This window comes from Lysinibacillus sp. EB271-A1-10B, from assembly GCF_058791335.1.
Genome location: NZ_JBYTDL010000017.1, coordinates 31,892 through 48,097 on the forward strand (window position 1 = coordinate 31,892; position 16,206 = coordinate 48,097).

Annotated in this window: 17 protein-coding genes; all 17 read right to left on the reverse strand. The window is 37.7% G+C overall.

Going from position 1 to position 16,206, the window contains the following annotated elements; all coding sequences use genetic code 11:
- Positions 1-223 precede the first annotated feature (223 nt).
- The 17 genes from AC3WSK_RS18855 to AC3WSK_RS18935 all read right to left on the reverse strand — a co-directional run bounded on the left by AC3WSK_RS18855 (position 224) and on the right by AC3WSK_RS18935 (position 15,920).
- Complete coding sequence (locus AC3WSK_RS18855) at positions 224-871, reverse strand: YrrS family protein (RefSeq protein ID WP_079562863.1); 648 nt, start codon at positions 869-871, stop codon at positions 224-226.
- A 458-nt stretch (positions 872-1,329) separates the two neighbouring features.
- Positions 1,330-1,818, reverse strand: a complete 489-nt coding sequence (gene greA, locus AC3WSK_RS18860; protein WP_079562862.1) for a transcription elongation factor GreA — start codon at positions 1,816-1,818, stop codon at positions 1,330-1,332.
- Between the two features lie 187 nt (positions 1,819-2,005).
- On the reverse strand, positions 2,006-2,644 hold the full coding sequence (udk, locus tag AC3WSK_RS18865; RefSeq protein ID WP_079562861.1) for a uridine kinase: 639 nt from the start codon (positions 2,642-2,644) through the stop codon (positions 2,006-2,008).
- Positions 2,644-3,924, reverse strand: coding sequence for a peptidase U32 family protein (locus AC3WSK_RS18870; RefSeq protein ID WP_427483550.1), 1,281 nt, complete (start codon positions 3,922-3,924; stop codon positions 2,644-2,646). The genes udk and AC3WSK_RS18870 overlap by 1 nt, the downstream gene beginning before the upstream one ends.
- Before the next feature lie 14 nt (positions 3,925-3,938).
- Entirely contained in the window at positions 3,939-4,871 is a 933-nt protein-coding gene (locus tag AC3WSK_RS18875; RefSeq protein WP_492414366.1) for a peptidase U32 family protein, read from the reverse strand.
- A 5-nt stretch (positions 4,872-4,876) separates the two neighbouring features.
- A complete protein-coding gene (locus AC3WSK_RS18880) occupies positions 4,877-5,509 on the reverse strand; it encodes an O-methyltransferase (protein ID WP_349660149.1) in 633 nt (210 codons plus the stop codon).
- Between the two features lie 547 nt (positions 5,510-6,056).
- On the reverse strand, positions 6,057-7,184 hold the full coding sequence (gene mltG / locus AC3WSK_RS18885; RefSeq protein ID WP_079562857.1) for an endolytic transglycosylase MltG: 1,128 nt from the start codon (positions 7,182-7,184) through the stop codon (positions 6,057-6,059).
- 349 nt (positions 7,185-7,533) lie between these two features.
- On the reverse strand, positions 7,534-8,721 hold the full coding sequence (locus AC3WSK_RS18890) for an acyl-CoA dehydrogenase family protein (protein WP_427483548.1): 1,188 nt from the start codon (positions 8,719-8,721) through the stop codon (positions 7,534-7,536).
- A complete protein-coding gene (locus tag AC3WSK_RS18895) occupies positions 8,721-10,064 on the reverse strand; it encodes an LLM class flavin-dependent oxidoreductase (protein WP_492414365.1) in 1,344 nt (447 codons plus the stop codon). Before AC3WSK_RS18895 ends, AC3WSK_RS18890 begins: the two co-directional genes overlap by 1 nt.
- 79 nt (positions 10,065-10,143) lie before the next feature.
- Positions 10,144-10,980, reverse strand: coding sequence for a MetQ/NlpA family ABC transporter substrate-binding protein (locus AC3WSK_RS18900; RefSeq protein ID WP_492414364.1), 837 nt, complete (start codon positions 10,978-10,980; stop codon positions 10,144-10,146).
- Positions 10,981-10,992: 12 nt separating this feature from the next.
- Positions 10,993-11,646 (reverse strand): methionine ABC transporter permease, encoded by a 654-nt coding sequence (locus tag AC3WSK_RS18905; protein ID WP_427483546.1) that lies wholly within the window; start codon positions 11,644-11,646, stop codon positions 10,993-10,995.
- A complete protein-coding gene (locus AC3WSK_RS18910; protein WP_427483545.1) occupies positions 11,588-12,667 on the reverse strand; it encodes a methionine ABC transporter ATP-binding protein in 1,080 nt (359 codons plus the stop codon). The genes AC3WSK_RS18905 and AC3WSK_RS18910 overlap by 59 nt, the downstream gene beginning before the upstream one ends.
- A gap of 47 nt (positions 12,668-12,714) precedes the next feature.
- Positions 12,715-13,524, reverse strand: coding sequence for a MetQ/NlpA family ABC transporter substrate-binding protein (locus AC3WSK_RS18915; RefSeq protein WP_492414363.1), 810 nt, complete (start codon positions 13,522-13,524; stop codon positions 12,715-12,717).
- Between the two features lie 320 nt (positions 13,525-13,844).
- Positions 13,845-14,372, reverse strand: coding sequence for a DUF1292 domain-containing protein (locus tag AC3WSK_RS18920; RefSeq protein WP_427483543.1), 528 nt, complete (start codon positions 14,370-14,372; stop codon positions 13,845-13,847).
- A gap of 536 nt (positions 14,373-14,908) precedes the next feature.
- The gene (locus AC3WSK_RS18925) at positions 14,909-15,217 is read right to left on the reverse strand and encodes a DUF1292 domain-containing protein (RefSeq protein ID WP_049667728.1); all 309 of its coding nucleotides are present in this window, start codon (positions 15,215-15,217) and stop codon (positions 14,909-14,911) included.
- Between the two features lie 17 nt (positions 15,218-15,234).
- Positions 15,235-15,651, reverse strand: coding sequence for a Holliday junction resolvase RuvX (ruvX, locus tag AC3WSK_RS18930; RefSeq protein WP_079562849.1), 417 nt, complete (start codon positions 15,649-15,651; stop codon positions 15,235-15,237).
- Positions 15,652-15,653: 2 nt separating this feature from the next.
- Positions 15,654-15,920, reverse strand: coding sequence for an IreB family regulatory phosphoprotein (locus tag AC3WSK_RS18935; RefSeq protein ID WP_004226839.1), 267 nt, complete (start codon positions 15,918-15,920; stop codon positions 15,654-15,656).
- Between the last annotated feature and the right edge of the window lie 286 nt (positions 15,921-16,206).

Below are 16,206 nucleotides of genomic sequence, written 5' to 3' on the forward strand. Positions count from 1 at the left end.
TTCGCACAGTTAAAACCATGTTGCTGTCGCTTCGCTTTCGCACAGTTAAAACCATGTTGCTGTCGCTTCGCTTTCGCACAGTTAAAACCATGTTGCTGTCGCTTCGCTTTCGCACAGATAAATTGCCACAGGACGTGGCGTTCTTTGACTGAGCTCCTTTATATCAGCGAATGTTTGTACATCTGCTGATATAAGTTAAAAATAATAAAACGAGCTACTTTCGTCAATAGGCGCCATTTAATGTATTTAGTTGCTCAAGTTTGACTGGTAACCAGCCTTCGTTGTCGACCCACTCCATGCTGACACGGTACATTTGTGTCTTATCATTAGTTGAAACTGTTGCAATAGCCGAATTAGCGCCACCGTTATTTTGTAAACGCCAAATAATCATATTGTCCTTTTCGATGCCAGTAGCAGCTGTAACTGTGGCCACCTTTTCAGCCCAATCTACAGATTTATCATCGTAAGAAGAAACATGCTGACCTGTTTGTGTTGTAGGTGTAGGCTTCCAGCTTTTATTGGTTACAACCTTATCAACATTTGGGTTGTCTGACGTGGTTTCAGTAGTAGCATCCTGTTCAGATGTTTGAGTTTCATCTGTAGGCTCTTTCTCTGTTTCCTCTTGAGCTGTTACATCATTATTTTTCTCTTTAGAAGGCTCTTCCTTCACGTCTTCTTTATCGTTCTTCTGCTCCTGTATTGGCTCGTCCTTCTCAACTTGCCCTGCATCATCCTGCCATTTAAACACAAATGTGGCTACTATAATAATTAATATCACGACAATACCAATTAATACATTCAATAGTTTATCTAGCTTTTTATTATGAGATGGCTGCAAATGACGACTGCTTCGAGTTTTTCGTTCACTCATGAAGTCTCCCCCTCTCTAGCCAATATTTTATCAAGTTCAACAGCACTTGCAAAATAATTATGCTCCTATTATATCATAGACAAAACCAAAGACCTCTTAAGGTATTTATTGGATTTCGGCTATTGAATCAATTATGCAACGGCGTAATTGTGTACGGAATCGGCTTTAGGACAACGCGACGTTGGTTATTCAGTCATATGTTGTTGTCGCTTCGCATTCGCACAGTTAAATTGCTACAATACTCCGCATTCATCTTACAACCTATAAATAAAAGTGGGATACTCCTGTATCTGTCGCTACAAATGCCTTTTGCTAAAAGAAGTGTAAAAACTCACATAGACGAAAGAATCAAGAACAGTATCGCCTTGGCGGTACTGTAGATACAATACATTGTGCTGGATGAAGATAAAAGCAGCTAGCTCTCTTTTACAAAGATAAGCTAACTGCTTGTACAAAAATTATTTTATTGAAATAATTTTAACTTTCATTTCACCACCAGGTGTTTGTACGACAACCTCTTCGCCTTCAGCACGACCTAGCAAGCCTTTAGCAATTGGTGATTCATTTGAAATACGGAATTCCATTGGATCTGCCTCAGCCGAACCAACAATTGTATACGACTCCTCATCAGTTGATGGTTTTCCATTAATAATTTCTACAAATGTAACCGTTTTCCCTAATGATACGACACTATTATCTGATTCGTCCTCAGAAATAATAACTGCGTTACGAATCATTGATTTTAATGTAGAAATACGACCTTCTAAAAAGGCTTGTTCTTCTTTTGCAGAATCATACTCAGCATTTTCAGAAAGATCCCCGAAATCACGAGCGATTTTAATACGTTCTACGATTTCCTTACGAGTTTCCGTTTCTAATTTCACTAATTCTTCTTCTAATTTTCTTTTACCTTCAGCTGTCATTGGGTACTGTTTTTCGTTTGCCAAAGTTCTTCACTCCTTGTTTTCGTCAATATAAAAACATAAAACTCGATTAAATGCCTTGTAGGATCATTTAATCGAATTTTATTATTTTTAAACGTTTTTCAAATTACGCTTTGACCTAATAGTATGCATGCCTTTCTGAAATATGTACAGATATGCATGTAAATATTGTCAATACCACTCTATCTTATTACAATACGTTGTCGGTTTCAAGAATAGTTTTAATCTTCGTTACCATTAAATCGATCGCAACCTCATTATCCCCGCCTTCAGGAATAATAATATCAGCATAACGTTTCGTTGGTTCAATAAATAAATTATGCATTGGTCGCACTGCCGATAAATATTGGTCGATGACAGAATCTGTTGTACGTCCACGCTCTTTTATATCACGCATTATACGACGAATAATACGTAAATCTGAGTCCGTATCTACATACAATTTAATATCCATTAAATCACGTAAATCTGCATCTTCTAACACTAAAATACCTTCTAATATAATAACGTCTACAGGCTCTACATGAATAACTTCTTTAGCTCTTGTATGCTGCACATAATCATATACTGGTTTTTCGATTGGTTGACGGACCAATAATTTTTTTAGTTGTTCAATTAATAAATCATTATCAAACGCTAACGGATGGTCATAGTTTGTACCTAAACGCTCCTCAAACGTTAAATGACTTTGATCTTTATAATAAAAATCTTGTTCAATTACAACTACTGAATGATCGCGGAAAACATCATAAATAGCACGTGTCACACTCGTCTTTCCCGAGCATGAGCCACCAGCGATTCCGATGACGACTGGACGATTTGCTGCCATTAATTATTCTCCTTTCGCATCATATTATGTGGTTTTAATGGTGTGTCGCATTTAAATTTAACAATTTGTAGAGGATGTCGCGCAGCATCTAAGCTATTGCCATCTTCATCCCAAATTTCACCCATTGTAACACGGAAATTTTCGATTTCTGGTCCAAAGAATTCTACCTCATCGCCAGGTTTAAAATAGTTACGTTGTTGCATTGTTACCATTTTCGTTTCTGAGTCATGCTCCAAAATTAAACCAGCAAACTCATAAGTCGTTTTACGGCCATGTACACCAAACATTTGCTCCTCGTGACCAGGCGCATCGTGGAAGAATGCTTCTGCAGTGTCACGGTTAGCACATTTGTCTAATTCCTCAAGCCATTCACGTTTAATTTTGAAATTGTCAGGGTCCGCACAATAAGCGTCAATCACTTTGCGGTACACTGAAACAACTGTAGCAACATAGTGAATTGATTTCATACGACCTTCTACTTTTAATGAATCAATACCAAGCTCAATCATATGTGGAATTGCTTCAATTAGCTTTAAGTCTTTCGGGCTCATCGCGAAAGATGCGTGATTATCATCGAAAAGTGCCTTTTCTTCGCCATTCTCTAGCTCATATAAATCATAGTCCCAGCGACAAGATTGACAGCAACCACCACGGTTAGAGTCACGGGCAGTCATATGATTTGAAAGTACACAGCGACCAGAGTAGGCGATACACATCGCTCCATGAACGAATGCTTCAATTTCAATATCGACTTTTTCCTTCATCAGCTTCATTTCTTCGCCGCCTACTTCACGTGCTAATACTACACGATGTAAGCCTTCTTCTTTCCAATACTGGACAGCCTTCCAGTTTGATAAAGATTGCTGCGTAGAAAGATGAATTTCAAGCTTTGGTGCAGCTGTACGGCAAGTTTCAATGATCAGAGGGTCCGCTACAATAATGCCAGTAACACCTGCAGATTCAATATCTTTTAAATACTGCTCCAAGCCGTCCATATTTTCATTATGGGCAAAAATATTTGTCGTAACATAGATTTTCGCACCATATTTATTAGCGAATTCAACACCTTCGCGCATTTGTTCAATTGAGAAGTTATCTGCGTTTGAACGTAAACCGAATTCTTGTCCACCGATAAATACAGCATCTGCTCCATAATGAACTGCTACTTTTAATTTTTCTAAACTACCTGCAGGGGCAAGTAGCTCTGGTTTTTTTGTAATGACACGTTTCCCGTCTACAATCTCACGAATTTTGTCATTTTGTTCTAATGCTAATGCCATGTTCTTGCCACCTCCTAGTAAACTGTTTCCTTGAAGATAAAGCCAGTATCAAGAGGTCTGATGGCAGGCTGAATTTCTTCAATTTTAGCTAGTAAATCATCTTTAATATCTTCATACGCCTCTTCTGATTCGTCAAAATATGTGTCAATTGCTTGACGATAAGCTTCTGTTACTGTGACTACATATTCTGGTGTTTGAAGAACTCCTTCAATTTTTAATACATCTATGCCACCTTCGAATAATTCGCCAAGCTCATCAATAATGCACATATCGTTTGGACTGAAAATATGCGTACCGTTAGCATCTTCATAAATTGGATATTTATTATTACGCTCATCATCATGAAGGAACATATTGCGATTTTCCTTACGATTTTCAATTTCCATTACTTTATCTTGATATAAGAAATAATGGCCTAGTAATGGGCGTTTTGATTGGAACATACATGTCATTCCATGTACTTGAACCTCAACCTCTATTTCTACATTTTCTTTAATTTCTAGCACTTCATCTAAAGAAAGTTCACGTGAAAGTACTGCGCGAGTTGCTCCGCGTTTCCCCCAATAATTTGCTGTAAACCAGTTCGTTGCAGTCGTTTCTGGATTCCAGTGTAGCGGTATTGTAACACCTTGTTCACGACGGATGATTAATACTGCCGGATCACCATAAATTAAACGGTCAACACCAATACGTTGCATTTCCTTTAAATATTCGGCAAGCGCATCCATTTTTTCATTATGGAATAGCGCATTTACCGCAACATAAACCTTTTTACCCGCTGCATGAATCAACTTTGTAGCTTCTTCCACTTCACTAACAGTAAATTCCCCTGCTAGACGAAGACCAAATTGTTGTTCACCAATGACAAAAGCATCTGCTCCAGCCTGTAAAAGTGCTTTTACATGGTCCACTGATTGCGGTGTAACAAGCAATTCAGGTTTTTTCATAATAGTCACCTCTTCAAACATAGTAATAAACCATCACCGACCGGTAAAAATGCACTAGTATAATCAGGGTGCTCCATAATCCAATCGGTAAAGTTTTTTAAATTTCGAATCATTGTACGCTTGCGACGCGGTACATCTTTTAAATCCAAATCTGATAAGCCATGCATATACATATTATCGATATATAGAACTCCGCCAGATTTTACAAGAGGCGCATACTTTTCAAAAAAGCGTTGATATTGTCCCTTTGCAGCATCGATAAAAACTGCATCGAAGGTCGTATGAATTGCTTCATCGTTCACCTCTAAGGCGTCACCTTCAATGACCGTTATACGATCTGAAACTGTAGAACGTTCAATATAAGCCTTTGCTCTCGCAACACGCTCAGTATCTCGCTCAATTGTAACGATATGCACGTTAGGTAAAGCGTCGGCCATTCTTATTGCAGAATAACCAATTGCTGTACCAATCTCTAAAATTTTCGACGGATTTTGAATACGTAGCAGTTGATTTAGTGCATCAATGCCTGCAAGCTGCATAATCGGTACATGATTCTCCTCCGCAAATGCTTCCATTTCTAAAAGCAATTCATTACGTGGTTGAATAAATGATTGAATATATGCATCTGATAATTCCATTTTTAAGTTCACCCTCATATCAATTATGCCTCGACATAATTGCGTCTGGAATCGGCTTTGTGCAAGCACACAGCCGATTTCGTGACATACGCCAGAGGCTTTAACTTCTTTCAGCGGATGCTTGGACATCTGTATCTAAGCTACGCTTTCGCTACAAAAACACTCGCTGAAAGAAGTTAAAAGGCAACGAGTAATCCCCGTTGTCTGTACTTCATCATTTAACAACAAAAAGAAAAAGACCAAACGTGATGTCTTGGTACTTCGTCATACAAAAATGAGCAATTGTTTTTATAAGCTTTAAACAATTGCCACCACGTATATTTTTCCGCATTAACGGACTGATTGAATTTTTCCCATGCGGATCGATTAAAAATCACAACTTATAATAGCATGAAAATAGAAGGAAAGCTATTTTTCTTTCCTTCTACCCACATTTTTACTATTTATTTTTTAATAATATCCAGTATATCTCGGCATAATTACGTTTTTTTGCAGATGTATGGACACACGCTGAAAAGTAACTTAACATCTCACAAATTAACTGAAATTACTCTGCATTGCGCAAATATTTTTGCTCTTTCTGTAAGTGTTCATCATATGTTTTCGAGAAGTGATTGACACCCTGCTTATCCGCTAAGAAGAAGAGATAATCTGTTTCACTTGGATTAAGCACTGCTTCAATTGAAGTTTTTCCAGCACCCGCAATAGGACCTGGTGGTAAGCCTTTATTTTTGTACGTATTATAGGCATTATCTACTTCTAAATCTTTATAAAGCACACGATCTTTATGAGATCCTAGTGCATATAAAACAGTTGGGTCTGTTTGCAGAGGCATTCCTTGATTGATACGGTTATAGAATACGCTCGCAATTGTTTCTCGATCTGTTTGAGCAGTAGCTTCTTCTTCCAATAATGAAGCAAATGTTATTAATTGATGTACTGACATTTGTTTTTCCGTAAGAGCATCGCTGTAATTTTTCACAACCTTGTCCATTGCCCCTACCATTTCGTCTACAATCGATTCCAATGTTGGTTTTTCTTCAAAATAAGAATACGTTGCAGGGAATAAATAGCCCTCTAAATCATAACGAATATTATCGGCTAAAACCGCATCCGTAACAAGCTCAGGATATTTAGCCTTCATTTGTTGAACAAATGTATCGCTTGTTACTAAGTCCATAAATTCCTTTTGAGTGTAAGGTGTTTTCTTTTCCACAATATTACCGATTTGTTCAAGTGTTAAACCTTCAGGAATGGTCATTGCAAAGACTGGCGTACGGTAGACCTTTCCGGTTTTTAAACTTTTGATTAGTTCGTCTAATGTCATTGACTGTGATAAATCATATTTGCCTGCTTGGAACTGAGATTCATTTTTAAATTTGGCATAGTATTTAAAAACACGAGCATCTTTAATTAACCCTTTTTTCTCTAATAGAGTCGAAATAGAGCTTAAACCTGAACCAATTGGTACTTCAACTGCTATTGTTTTAGTGGCATCTGGATCTACTGGTTTTAATGCACTCTTCACATAATTATAGCCAATTAAACCGACTATCCCTAAAATTAGGACCAAAGCAATTGCAACAATAGCAACGATTTTTCTCACAACTTTTACCTCGGATTTTCTTTCTTGCATTTTTGAAAACATTTCTTGTTTTTTTGAACCGTTATTCACGGGTTTCCCCCCTATCACTCCATTATCATACTAGAAATCAACTTTCACGACAAACAGAAATAGATAATTCAGTAGAAAAAGCACATATAAAAAAATAGCTTGCGACAATAGAATGAGTATAATAAATAAAAGTTTATTCCCTAGAATTAGTAAAAAAAGCTGAGACGAAAACAGTTTTAAAGCATTGATAACATACTAGAGAAAACTAGAAAGATAATAATGGGTCGTTTTGATTATTTGTAATGGAAAGCCCCTTCATAAAAAACAAAAATCTGCCAACAATATTGTTAGCAGACTCAATAATATTTTTTCCACAAGAACGGTTGAAAAACATCAAGATAAAGTGAACCTATAATTGAAAAGCTCCTTGTTTGACATCGACTAATAATCCCTTTGCAAGCTGTGTTATAACTACATCATCTGCTGGAGGATTAAAACGGCCACATTGAACATCTCGAAATAGTCGCTGTAATTTACTAGTCTTAGACAGACTTCGTCCACCAACAACTTGCATTGCTTTTGCTACGATATCAATTGCATTATTACAAATGACATACTTTGCAATGCTAACATCTTCAGAAAGTTGATCCTTAATCGCGGGATTTTGCTCTACTTGCGCTGCAATACTATACAATGTTCGGCGTGCCGTTTGATAAAGTATTTCAATTTCACCAATTTTTTGTTGGACATGACTTGCGAGTGCGATTGTATTTTCTAAACTGTATGAATAAGTATTTTTAGCAAAATCTATTGCATAATCCCTAGCAGCCCCTGCAACTCCTAAGTAAACAGCTGGAATTTCTAATGAATAGATACGGCCATCAGCTAAAAAACGGTTTATTTCATTTGGACGATGCTTGTATAGCAATGCCTCCTGCGGAACAAACGTGTCATGAAAAATAATATCATGACTACCTGTTGCACGCATTCCCATTGCATCCCAAGTATTAACAACCTCTACCTGATCATTTTTAGTTATTAAAAATTCAGCTGTTAAATTCTCTTCTTCTATATAGGCGATAATCGTAAATTGTTTTAAAATGGGGGCTAGGGAAGCAAAAGCCTTTTCACCTGTAATGATATAGCCTCCAGGCACTTTTTTTGCAATTGTGCCAGGTAAACTACCGCGAGAAATATTACCTTTTCCTCGTTCGCTATTGATAATATTTAATAGAGAACCTTCTTTAACGGCTTTACGACTTAATTCCGCAAATATTGGCTCGGGCCACGTCTTCGCCTCACGAACGTTCAAAAAGGTTAATAAGTGCCAGCCAACAGACAATGCAGTAGAACCATCTCCTTTTGCTAATTGTTCTTGTACTAATAACATTTCATAAAGAGAAATTTCCTCACCACCGTATTTTTTCGGCACGGTTAATTTAAAATAACCAGCATCCTCTAAAATTTTAAATTGCTCAAACGGAAATTCTCCACTCTCATCATATTTACCAGCAGTCTTGTCAATTTGTTGTGCCAATTCACTAGCATATTGGACTAGCTTTTGCTCACGATCGTTACGAATATAAATATCACTCATCAATGAGTCACCTTACTTTTCGTAAATCGATTTTGTGGTTTTTTCAGTCCTAAATGTTCCCTTAGTGTTGAACCTGTATACTCTTTTCGATAAATACCCCGCTCTTGTAAAATAGGCACGACCTTGTTCACAAAGTCTTCTAAATCACGTGGTAATAACGGAAACATTAACATAAAGCCATCTGCCGCTTCCTCTGTAATCCATCGCTCCATCTCATCAGCAATTTGTGTTGGTGTTCCAACAAAAGCATCGCGCTTCGCAGGACCAAATAGGCGTGCATATAATTCGCCAACCTTTAAATTTTCTTTTTTGATAATTTCTAAATGCTCATAGAAATGACTTTGAATACTGTTGACCTTAGGAAAATCCACTTCGATTGCAGGTGTATCTAACGAGTATTTAGAAAAATCCACATTTCCCATATAGCCTGAAACAAATTTTAAGCTCTCATATGGGTAAATCAACGCCTGTAATTCATTATACTTACGGATAGCCTCTTCCTCAGTATCCCCCACAATTGGCGATATCCCTTGGAACACAAGAAGCTCCTCCTCGGTGCGTCCAAATGGAGCAAGCTGTGCCTTTAAATGACGATAATGCTCCTTGGACTTTTCAATATCGTCCCAATGAACAAAAACAACCTCCGCTGTTCGCGCTGCTAATTTTTGCCCTGGTTTTGAAGCGCCTGCCTGAATAATAACAGGCTGCCCCTGAACGGAACGTGCAATATTTAATGGACCTTTCACTGATAAATATTCGCCTTTAAAAGCGGTTTCATGTACTTTATTACGATCATAAAAAATATTATTATCACGGTCGTAAACAAAAGCACCGTCCTCCCATGAATCCCATAATGATTGAACTACATCGATAAATTCCTCCGCACGTTCGTAACGATGATCGTGCTCCCAATGCTTGTCACGGCTAAAGTTTAAAGCCGTCTCTCCTGTGGCATCTGCTGTTGTCACTAGATTCCAACCTACTCTCCCATCACTAATATGGTCTACGGACATTAGCTGTCGCGCTAATACATATGGCTCACTATATGTGGTTGATGCAGTGGCACCAAGGCCAATTTTTGTTGTCGCAGCTGCCAAAGCTGTAATCTGTATTAGAGGATCAAAGCGATTTAAAATATGTGGATGTGATTCATGATTGATTGCTAAACTATCCGCAACAAAGGCAATATCAAACTTACCCTTTTCAGCAATTTGCGCCACCTTTTGCAAAGCTTTAATATCGATGCTTGCATTAACTTTTGCTAAAGGATGCTTCCAAGCTGCAATATGCATACCTGCCCCAATTAAATATAATGCAAGCTTTAACTCTTTTTTCTTAGTCATTTTGTCGTCATCTCCCTTTCATATGAATCAATCTCACTATCCATATATAAACAAAGGCATTAGGTAAATAAAGTGTTGGTCAATGAAGGTAAAATTCCTTCCATGTAGCTAATTCATCTAAAGGCATTTTCACCGGAATATAATTCCCTTTAGAAATATCTTTAATGAATGTAGCCGTCTCTTCACGCTGATAAATATCAATAATTTTTTTCAATGTCTCATTGTCCTTATCTTCGGGCCTTGCCACAATGACATTAATAAATGGTTTCGCCGTTACATTCTCATGAATAATGGCATCTTTCAATAGCAGTCCTGCTTCGACAGCAACCCCATTATTAATGATCGCAAAATCGGCATCCTCCATAACCCTCGGTGTCGTCGCACCATCTACTGGTAAAATGTTCAATTTTTTCGGATTATCTTTAATCCGATCCTCTCCACCGTTGCCATCAAAATTATCTGTAACCGTCAGTAATCCATTCTCCTGTAACAGCAGTAACGCTCTACCCCAGTTAGAAGGATCGTTTGGTACAGCAATTTTGGAGCCCTCTTTGATATCATCGAAGGATTTATATTTGTTAGAATATAAGCCTATCGGAGCCATGATCGTTGTGCCGATTGCCTGTAATTCTGTATCGTTACTCGTATTAAATAAATTTAAGTAAGCTACATGCTGAAATGCATTCATATCAACCTCCCCCTCCGCCAATGCTTGGTTCGGATCATATTGTGCTGAGAATGTCACTAAATCGAGATTTATATCTTCCTTAGCAGCCTGTTTTTTTATAAACTCCCATGTTTTCAATTCCGAGCTACGGATTCCAACCTTCACAGCATCTTTTTCATCTGCTTTTGCACAAGCAACTAGTAGGAACAGTAATGTTATTAAACCGAAAAAATAATTTAGTTTCCTCATATTAATTCTCCTTTATGACACCCTGCGTAATTTTCGTTCAAGACTATTTCCAATACTTTGAATGATTTGTACGAGTACTACTAGAATCACCACCGTGACTAAAATCGTGACATTGTCAAAGCGTTGATAGCCGTAAGTAATGGCTACATCACCAAGGCCACCTCCTCCAACTGCCCCTGCCATTGCAGTCGCCCCAATAAGCCCAATTGTTGCCGTCGTCACACTTAATATTAAAGAGGGGAAAGCTTCAGGTAGTAAAAACTTTTGAATAATTTGAAGTGGAGATGCACCCATTGCCTTTGCTGCTTCAATAATGCCTTCATCCACTTCCAATAATGAATTTTCTATTAATCTTGATATATATGGACCGATATGCAAGACGAGTGGCACAATGGCAGCTGTCGTACCTATTGCTGTTCCAACGAGGAAGCGTGTAAATGGAATGATAGCAACAAGCAAAATAATGAACGGAATGGAGCGCAAGGTATTGACGATGGGATTGATGATTGAGAAAATCATTGTATTTTCAAGAATATGCCCTTTTCTCGTCACAACTAAAGTAATCCCTAAAATAAAGCCTAAAATCGCACCAAAAAATAACGAAATACTAACCATGTACAGCGTGTCTAACACTGCGTCGATAATGATTTGTGAGCTCACCTTCATGTGCAATAACCTCCTCTATTTGAATATCTTTCGTTCGAATAAATTGATGTGCCTTTTCTATTTCTTTGTCTACGCCAACTAGTTCAACGATTAAATTACCAAAGGGAATCCCTTGTAGCTCTGTAATATTGCCAAACAATACATTTACATCAACATCAAACTTTTTTGCTACTTGAGAGACAACTGGTTGCCCAACGTCTACACCTATAAATTTCAAGTTATAAATTTTTTTAGAATGATCTATCGTTTTAAGTTGCTCGTAGACAGATTGTGGAATTTCATCTCGAACTACCGATTGTACAAAGTTTTTAGTTGTCTCCTCTTGCGGTGAAGAAAAAATTCTAAGTACACTGCCTGTTTCGATAACTTTTCCGTTTTCCATAACAGCTACACGATTGCAAATGTCCCTTATGACTTCCATTTCATGTGTAATCATTAAAATGGTAATACTGTACTCAATATTGACTTTCTTGAGTAACTCCAATATAGATTTAGTCGTTTGTGGATCAAGAGCGGAGGTCGCCTCATCACACAATAAAATTGTTGGCTTTGTGACAAGTGCACGAGCAATGCCCACTCTCTGCTTTTGTCCACCTGAAAGTTCATCGATATAACGCTCGGCTTTGTCCTGTAAACCAACAAATGCCAAAACTTCACTTACTTGATCTTCAATTTTTGATTTTTTAATGCCACTTAATACTAAAGGCATCGCAACATTTTCAAAGACGGTTTTAGAACGGAGCAGATTGAAGTGTTGAAAAATCATACCAATGTTTTTCTTTTCCTCGCGAAGCTGCTTTTTACTTAATGTTGTCAGCTCCTTGCCATTCACAAGAACGCGACCAGACGTTGGCTCCTCCAGTAAGTTCACTGTCCGTATTAATGTACTTTTACCAGCACCGCTAAAGCCGATAACACCAAAAACATCACCCTTTTGAATCGTTAAATTAATATGATTTAATGCCGTTACAACGGTTGTTCCTACCTGAAATTCCTTTGTCGTTTCGATAAATTCAATCATTTCACGTCTACCTCCTTAGCATTTCATTTATTTTTGATACGCCCGACTTAAAATGCTGGAACGACAGCCCCTTTATACTGATCTTCAAAAAAAGCACGTGCCTTTTCGCTCGTCAACCATTTAACGACCGTTTGAATTGCTGGATCATTTTGTTTTTCTTTTGTCGTCGCAATAATATTGACATATGGCGATTCTGGTCCTTCGATAATAAGTGCATCTTCCACAGGGTTATAACCCCCTTCTAAGGCGTAGTTCGTATTAATTGCCGATGCGTCTACATCATCTAGTGAACGAGTTAATAACTGAGAATCAACACCGATAAATTGAATATTTTTTTCGTTTTTTGTAATATCCTCGATTGTAAAATCATTTTCCTTTGCTTTATTCAATTCGATTAGTCCATTATTCTGAAATAGTAGTAAAGCCCGAGAGAAATTGACGACATCATTTGGAACGGAAACTTTTGCGTTTCGCGGTAAATCATTTATATTTTTGATTTTTTTAGAGTACACACCAAATGGTTCAATATGAATTCCTTTTACACTCACTAAATCTAAATGACTTTCATTATTCGTCTGTTCTAAAAATGGAATGTGTTGAAAGTAATTGAAATCTAGTTCGCCATCTGCCGTTTGCTGATTTGTTTGAACAGCATCTTTTAAAATGGAAACGTCTAATTTCACGCCATCTTTTTCAAGATCCTTTGCTAAATACTCTAATACTTCCGCATGTGGTACATTGGCTGCCCCTACCTTTAATGTTACTGTTTCGTCTTTACTCGCTTCTCCTTTGTTTGTGCAACCTACCAACAAACCTATCACTAATACACCGACTAGCAGTCCCCATATTAACCTCATGTTTAATTTCCTCCTTTGTAAATAAACTTACTTGGTTTAATGTAAAACAAATCTTATCTGTTTACTTATGATTGGTCAACGTTCGATATCTCGCTTAATTTATAAATATTTAAAAATTCAGACAAAACAAAATGCAAGAAATCAATTTCTCTCTTGAAAAACACGTAAATTTTCTCGAAAATGCATAAATATAGTTTTCATATAGAATGTTTTTACATAATAGATAGAAATTTTCTATTAATACTTCTCAGGCGTCGCTCCATATTAATCGTTACTCAATAAAAAAACTCTGAGTAGCAAGTTACTACTCAGAGTTCTAATTACAATTCATTTAATACATCTTCAACAAATGCCCATTCTTCTTCTGTTTCAATTGGTAATAAATCTTCAATCGTTCCGTCATTTCCAGATACGTATTGAGAAGCAAAAATGTCTCGATCTTCTATTGGCTCGTCCGTTGCTAGAACATAAAGTACATAAGATTTGCCAAATTGTTCTGATGAAAATGTATGAATAACCTCACATACTTGATCTTTTCCATGCTCATCTGTAATTGTAAATTGCTGCGGCCCTTCTTCAAACTCGTCTAAAAGTGTCAGGACCACTTCATTAATCATTTCCCATTCTGCCTCTGTTTCAACAGGCTGTAAATTTGTCATTTCTCCATTGTTATCATCATAATCAAATGTCATAGCAGAAATGTCACCAGGAATTTCATTCCCATCCTCGTCAATTAACGAAAACAATACATATGATTTTTCTTCTGCATCGAAGGTGAAAACAACACGACACTTTTGCTCCTTGCCATTCTCTCCAATGATCAGAAATTCTTGTGTTTCTTCGTTCATTTAATTTCCTCCTTAATTAGGCTAAATTATGTTTCTGACGTGCCATTTAGGTGTGGTATAAAAATTTCACCTTTAATTCATTGGATTCGCCATAGTCTCACATAACTTCACAGTTTATGGCTCATCACCATATCGTGTAGTTGATTTCCGTTCCGGCCGGTCGCTTCGCTTTCGCACAGAGCAGAGCTTTCTGGGGGCGTCCGATGAGCCACAAGGAGTCGACCAGCCTCCACTCCAATCAACAATATACAGGCATATATAAAAATGTCATCCACAACTTTTTGTATTCAAAAGTAAAAAAGGAACAAGGAGTGCTTGTTGCCATCCTTGTTCCAAACTTATCAATTATGCCTCGGCATAATTGCGTCCGGAATCGGCTTTGTGCAAACACAAAGAACTCCTATCCGATTCCGTGACATCCGCCGGAGGCTTTAACTTCTTTCAGGACATTTGCTGTAAAGTGACTTATACCCGTATTCATCTCTCCCCTATAGAGTTGAGAGATGAATACTGAAAGAAGTTAATGACTACGATGATTATTCTTCGTTTTCATCCTCTAAAGCGTTTAATACGTCTTCTACCATATCCCACTCTGCTTCAGTTTCGATTGGTGTTAATTCACCATCTTCACCATTTTCTGATGGAACGAATGAAGATACGAAGATTTCAACAGAGCCATCCTCATCTTCTTCTGCGCCTACCATAGAGTAAAATACGTATGATTTGCCGAATTCAGCTGATTCATGTACGTGAATTACTTCACAAAGCTGTTCATTTCCGTTCTCGTCAATTACTGTAATATGTTGTACGTGTAGTTCTTCTTCATGGTTATGCTCTTGTGCCATGGTTGTCACCTCATCAATTAATTTTTGCTATCCAAGTAGCCTTGTAAAATCATCACAGCAGCCATTTTATCAATGACTTGCTTACGCTTTTTGCGACTCACGTCTGCTTCGATAAGCATACGCTCAGCAGCCATCGTTGTTAAACGCTCATCCCAAAGTTTGACCGGTAGTGAAAATGTCTCTTCTAAAAGCTTTTTATAGTTTTCAGAAGCCTCCCCACGCGGTCCAACCGTATTATTCATGTTTTTCGGGTATCCTACAACAAATTCTGTTATAGCGTACTCCTTCACTAACTCAGCTATTCGCTCAATGCCGAACTCACCGTTAGCTTCATCAATCTTTACGGTTTCAATACCTTGAGCCGTCCACCCTAAAGCATCACTTGCAGCAACGCCAACTGTTTTTGACCCAACGTCTAATCCCATAATTCTCATTTCTAGTCCTCGTTATTCTTTTTAATATAAAACTTAACAAGCTCTTCTAGAATTTCGTCACGCTCAAGCTTGCGAATTAAATTACGAGCATCCTGATGGCGAGGAATATACGCCGGATCACCAGAAAGTAAATAACCGACAATCTGATTGATAGGGTTATATCCCTTTTCCTCTAATGAAGAATGTACCTTCAACATTACCTGCTTGACTTCCTGTTCCATTGATTCTTCTGGAAAATTAAATTTCATAGTTTGATCAAATGAACTCATGACCAGCACCTCGCTTTCAGAAATAAGGAGATGTGCAAAAAAGCTCATCTCCAATTTCTCTTTATTATAACATGTTTTGGCGTATTATCAATTATGCCTCGGCATAATTGCGTCCGGAATCGACCTTGTGCTTAAGCCGACACGATGTCGGTCATTTCGGTAATGCCACAGGACGTGGCGTTTTTACCGATGCAGGTCAGTTAGCCGTTATCGCATGGATGCGATGACTGCTAACATCCCCTAAGAACTTCTTTCCGATTCCGTGACATCCGCCGGAGGGTTTAGG

Excerpts from the sequence above, each read along its gene's own strand:
- AC3WSK_RS18920 (WP_427483543.1), bottom strand. The coding sequence starts at position 14,372 with ATGAACGAAGAAACACAAGAATTTCTGATCATTGGAGAGAATGGCAAG.
- AC3WSK_RS18895 (WP_492414365.1), bottom strand. The coding sequence starts at position 10,064 with ATGACTAAGAAAAAAGAGTTAAAGCTTGCATTATATTTAATTGGGGCA.
- AC3WSK_RS18910 (WP_427483545.1), bottom strand. The coding sequence starts at position 12,667 with ATGATTGAATTTATCGAAACGACAAAGGAATTTCAGGTAGGAACAACC.
- AC3WSK_RS18890 (WP_427483548.1), bottom strand. The coding sequence starts at position 8,721 with ATGAGTGATATTTATATTCGTAACGATCGTGAGCAAAAGCTAGTCCAA.
- AC3WSK_RS18905 (WP_427483546.1), bottom strand. The coding sequence starts at position 11,646 with ATGAAGGTGAGCTCACAAATCATTATCGACGCAGTGTTAGACACGCTG.
- udk (WP_079562861.1), bottom strand. The coding sequence starts at position 2,644 with ATGGCAGCAAATCGTCCAGTCGTCATCGGAATCGCTGGTGGCTCATGC.
- AC3WSK_RS18900 (WP_492414364.1), bottom strand. The coding sequence starts at position 10,980 with ATGAGGAAACTAAATTATTTTTTCGGTTTAATAACATTACTGTTCCTA.
- AC3WSK_RS18855 (WP_079562863.1), bottom strand. The coding sequence starts at position 871 with ATGAGTGAACGAAAAACTCGAAGCAGTCGTCATTTGCAGCCATCTCAT.
- AC3WSK_RS18880 (WP_349660149.1), bottom strand. The coding sequence starts at position 5,509 with ATGGAATTATCAGATGCATATATTCAATCATTTATTCAACCACGTAAT.
- ruvX (WP_079562849.1), bottom strand. The coding sequence starts at position 15,651 with ATGAGAATTATGGGATTAGACGTTGGGTCAAAAACAGTTGGCGTTGCT.
- AC3WSK_RS18875 (WP_492414366.1), bottom strand. The coding sequence starts at position 4,871 with ATGAAAAAACCTGAATTGCTTGTTACACCGCAATCAGTGGACCATGTA.
- AC3WSK_RS18915 (WP_492414363.1), bottom strand. The coding sequence starts at position 13,524 with ATGAGGTTAATATGGGGACTGCTAGTCGGTGTATTAGTGATAGGTTTG.
- AC3WSK_RS18925 (WP_049667728.1), bottom strand. The coding sequence starts at position 15,217 with ATGGCACAAGAGCATAACCATGAAGAAGAACTACACGTACAACATATT.
- AC3WSK_RS18870 (WP_427483550.1), bottom strand. The coding sequence starts at position 3,924 with ATGGCATTAGCATTAGAACAAAATGACAAAATTCGTGAGATTGTAGAC.
- AC3WSK_RS18935 (WP_004226839.1), bottom strand. The coding sequence starts at position 15,920 with ATGAGTTCATTTGATCAAACTATGAAATTTAATTTTCCAGAAGAATCA.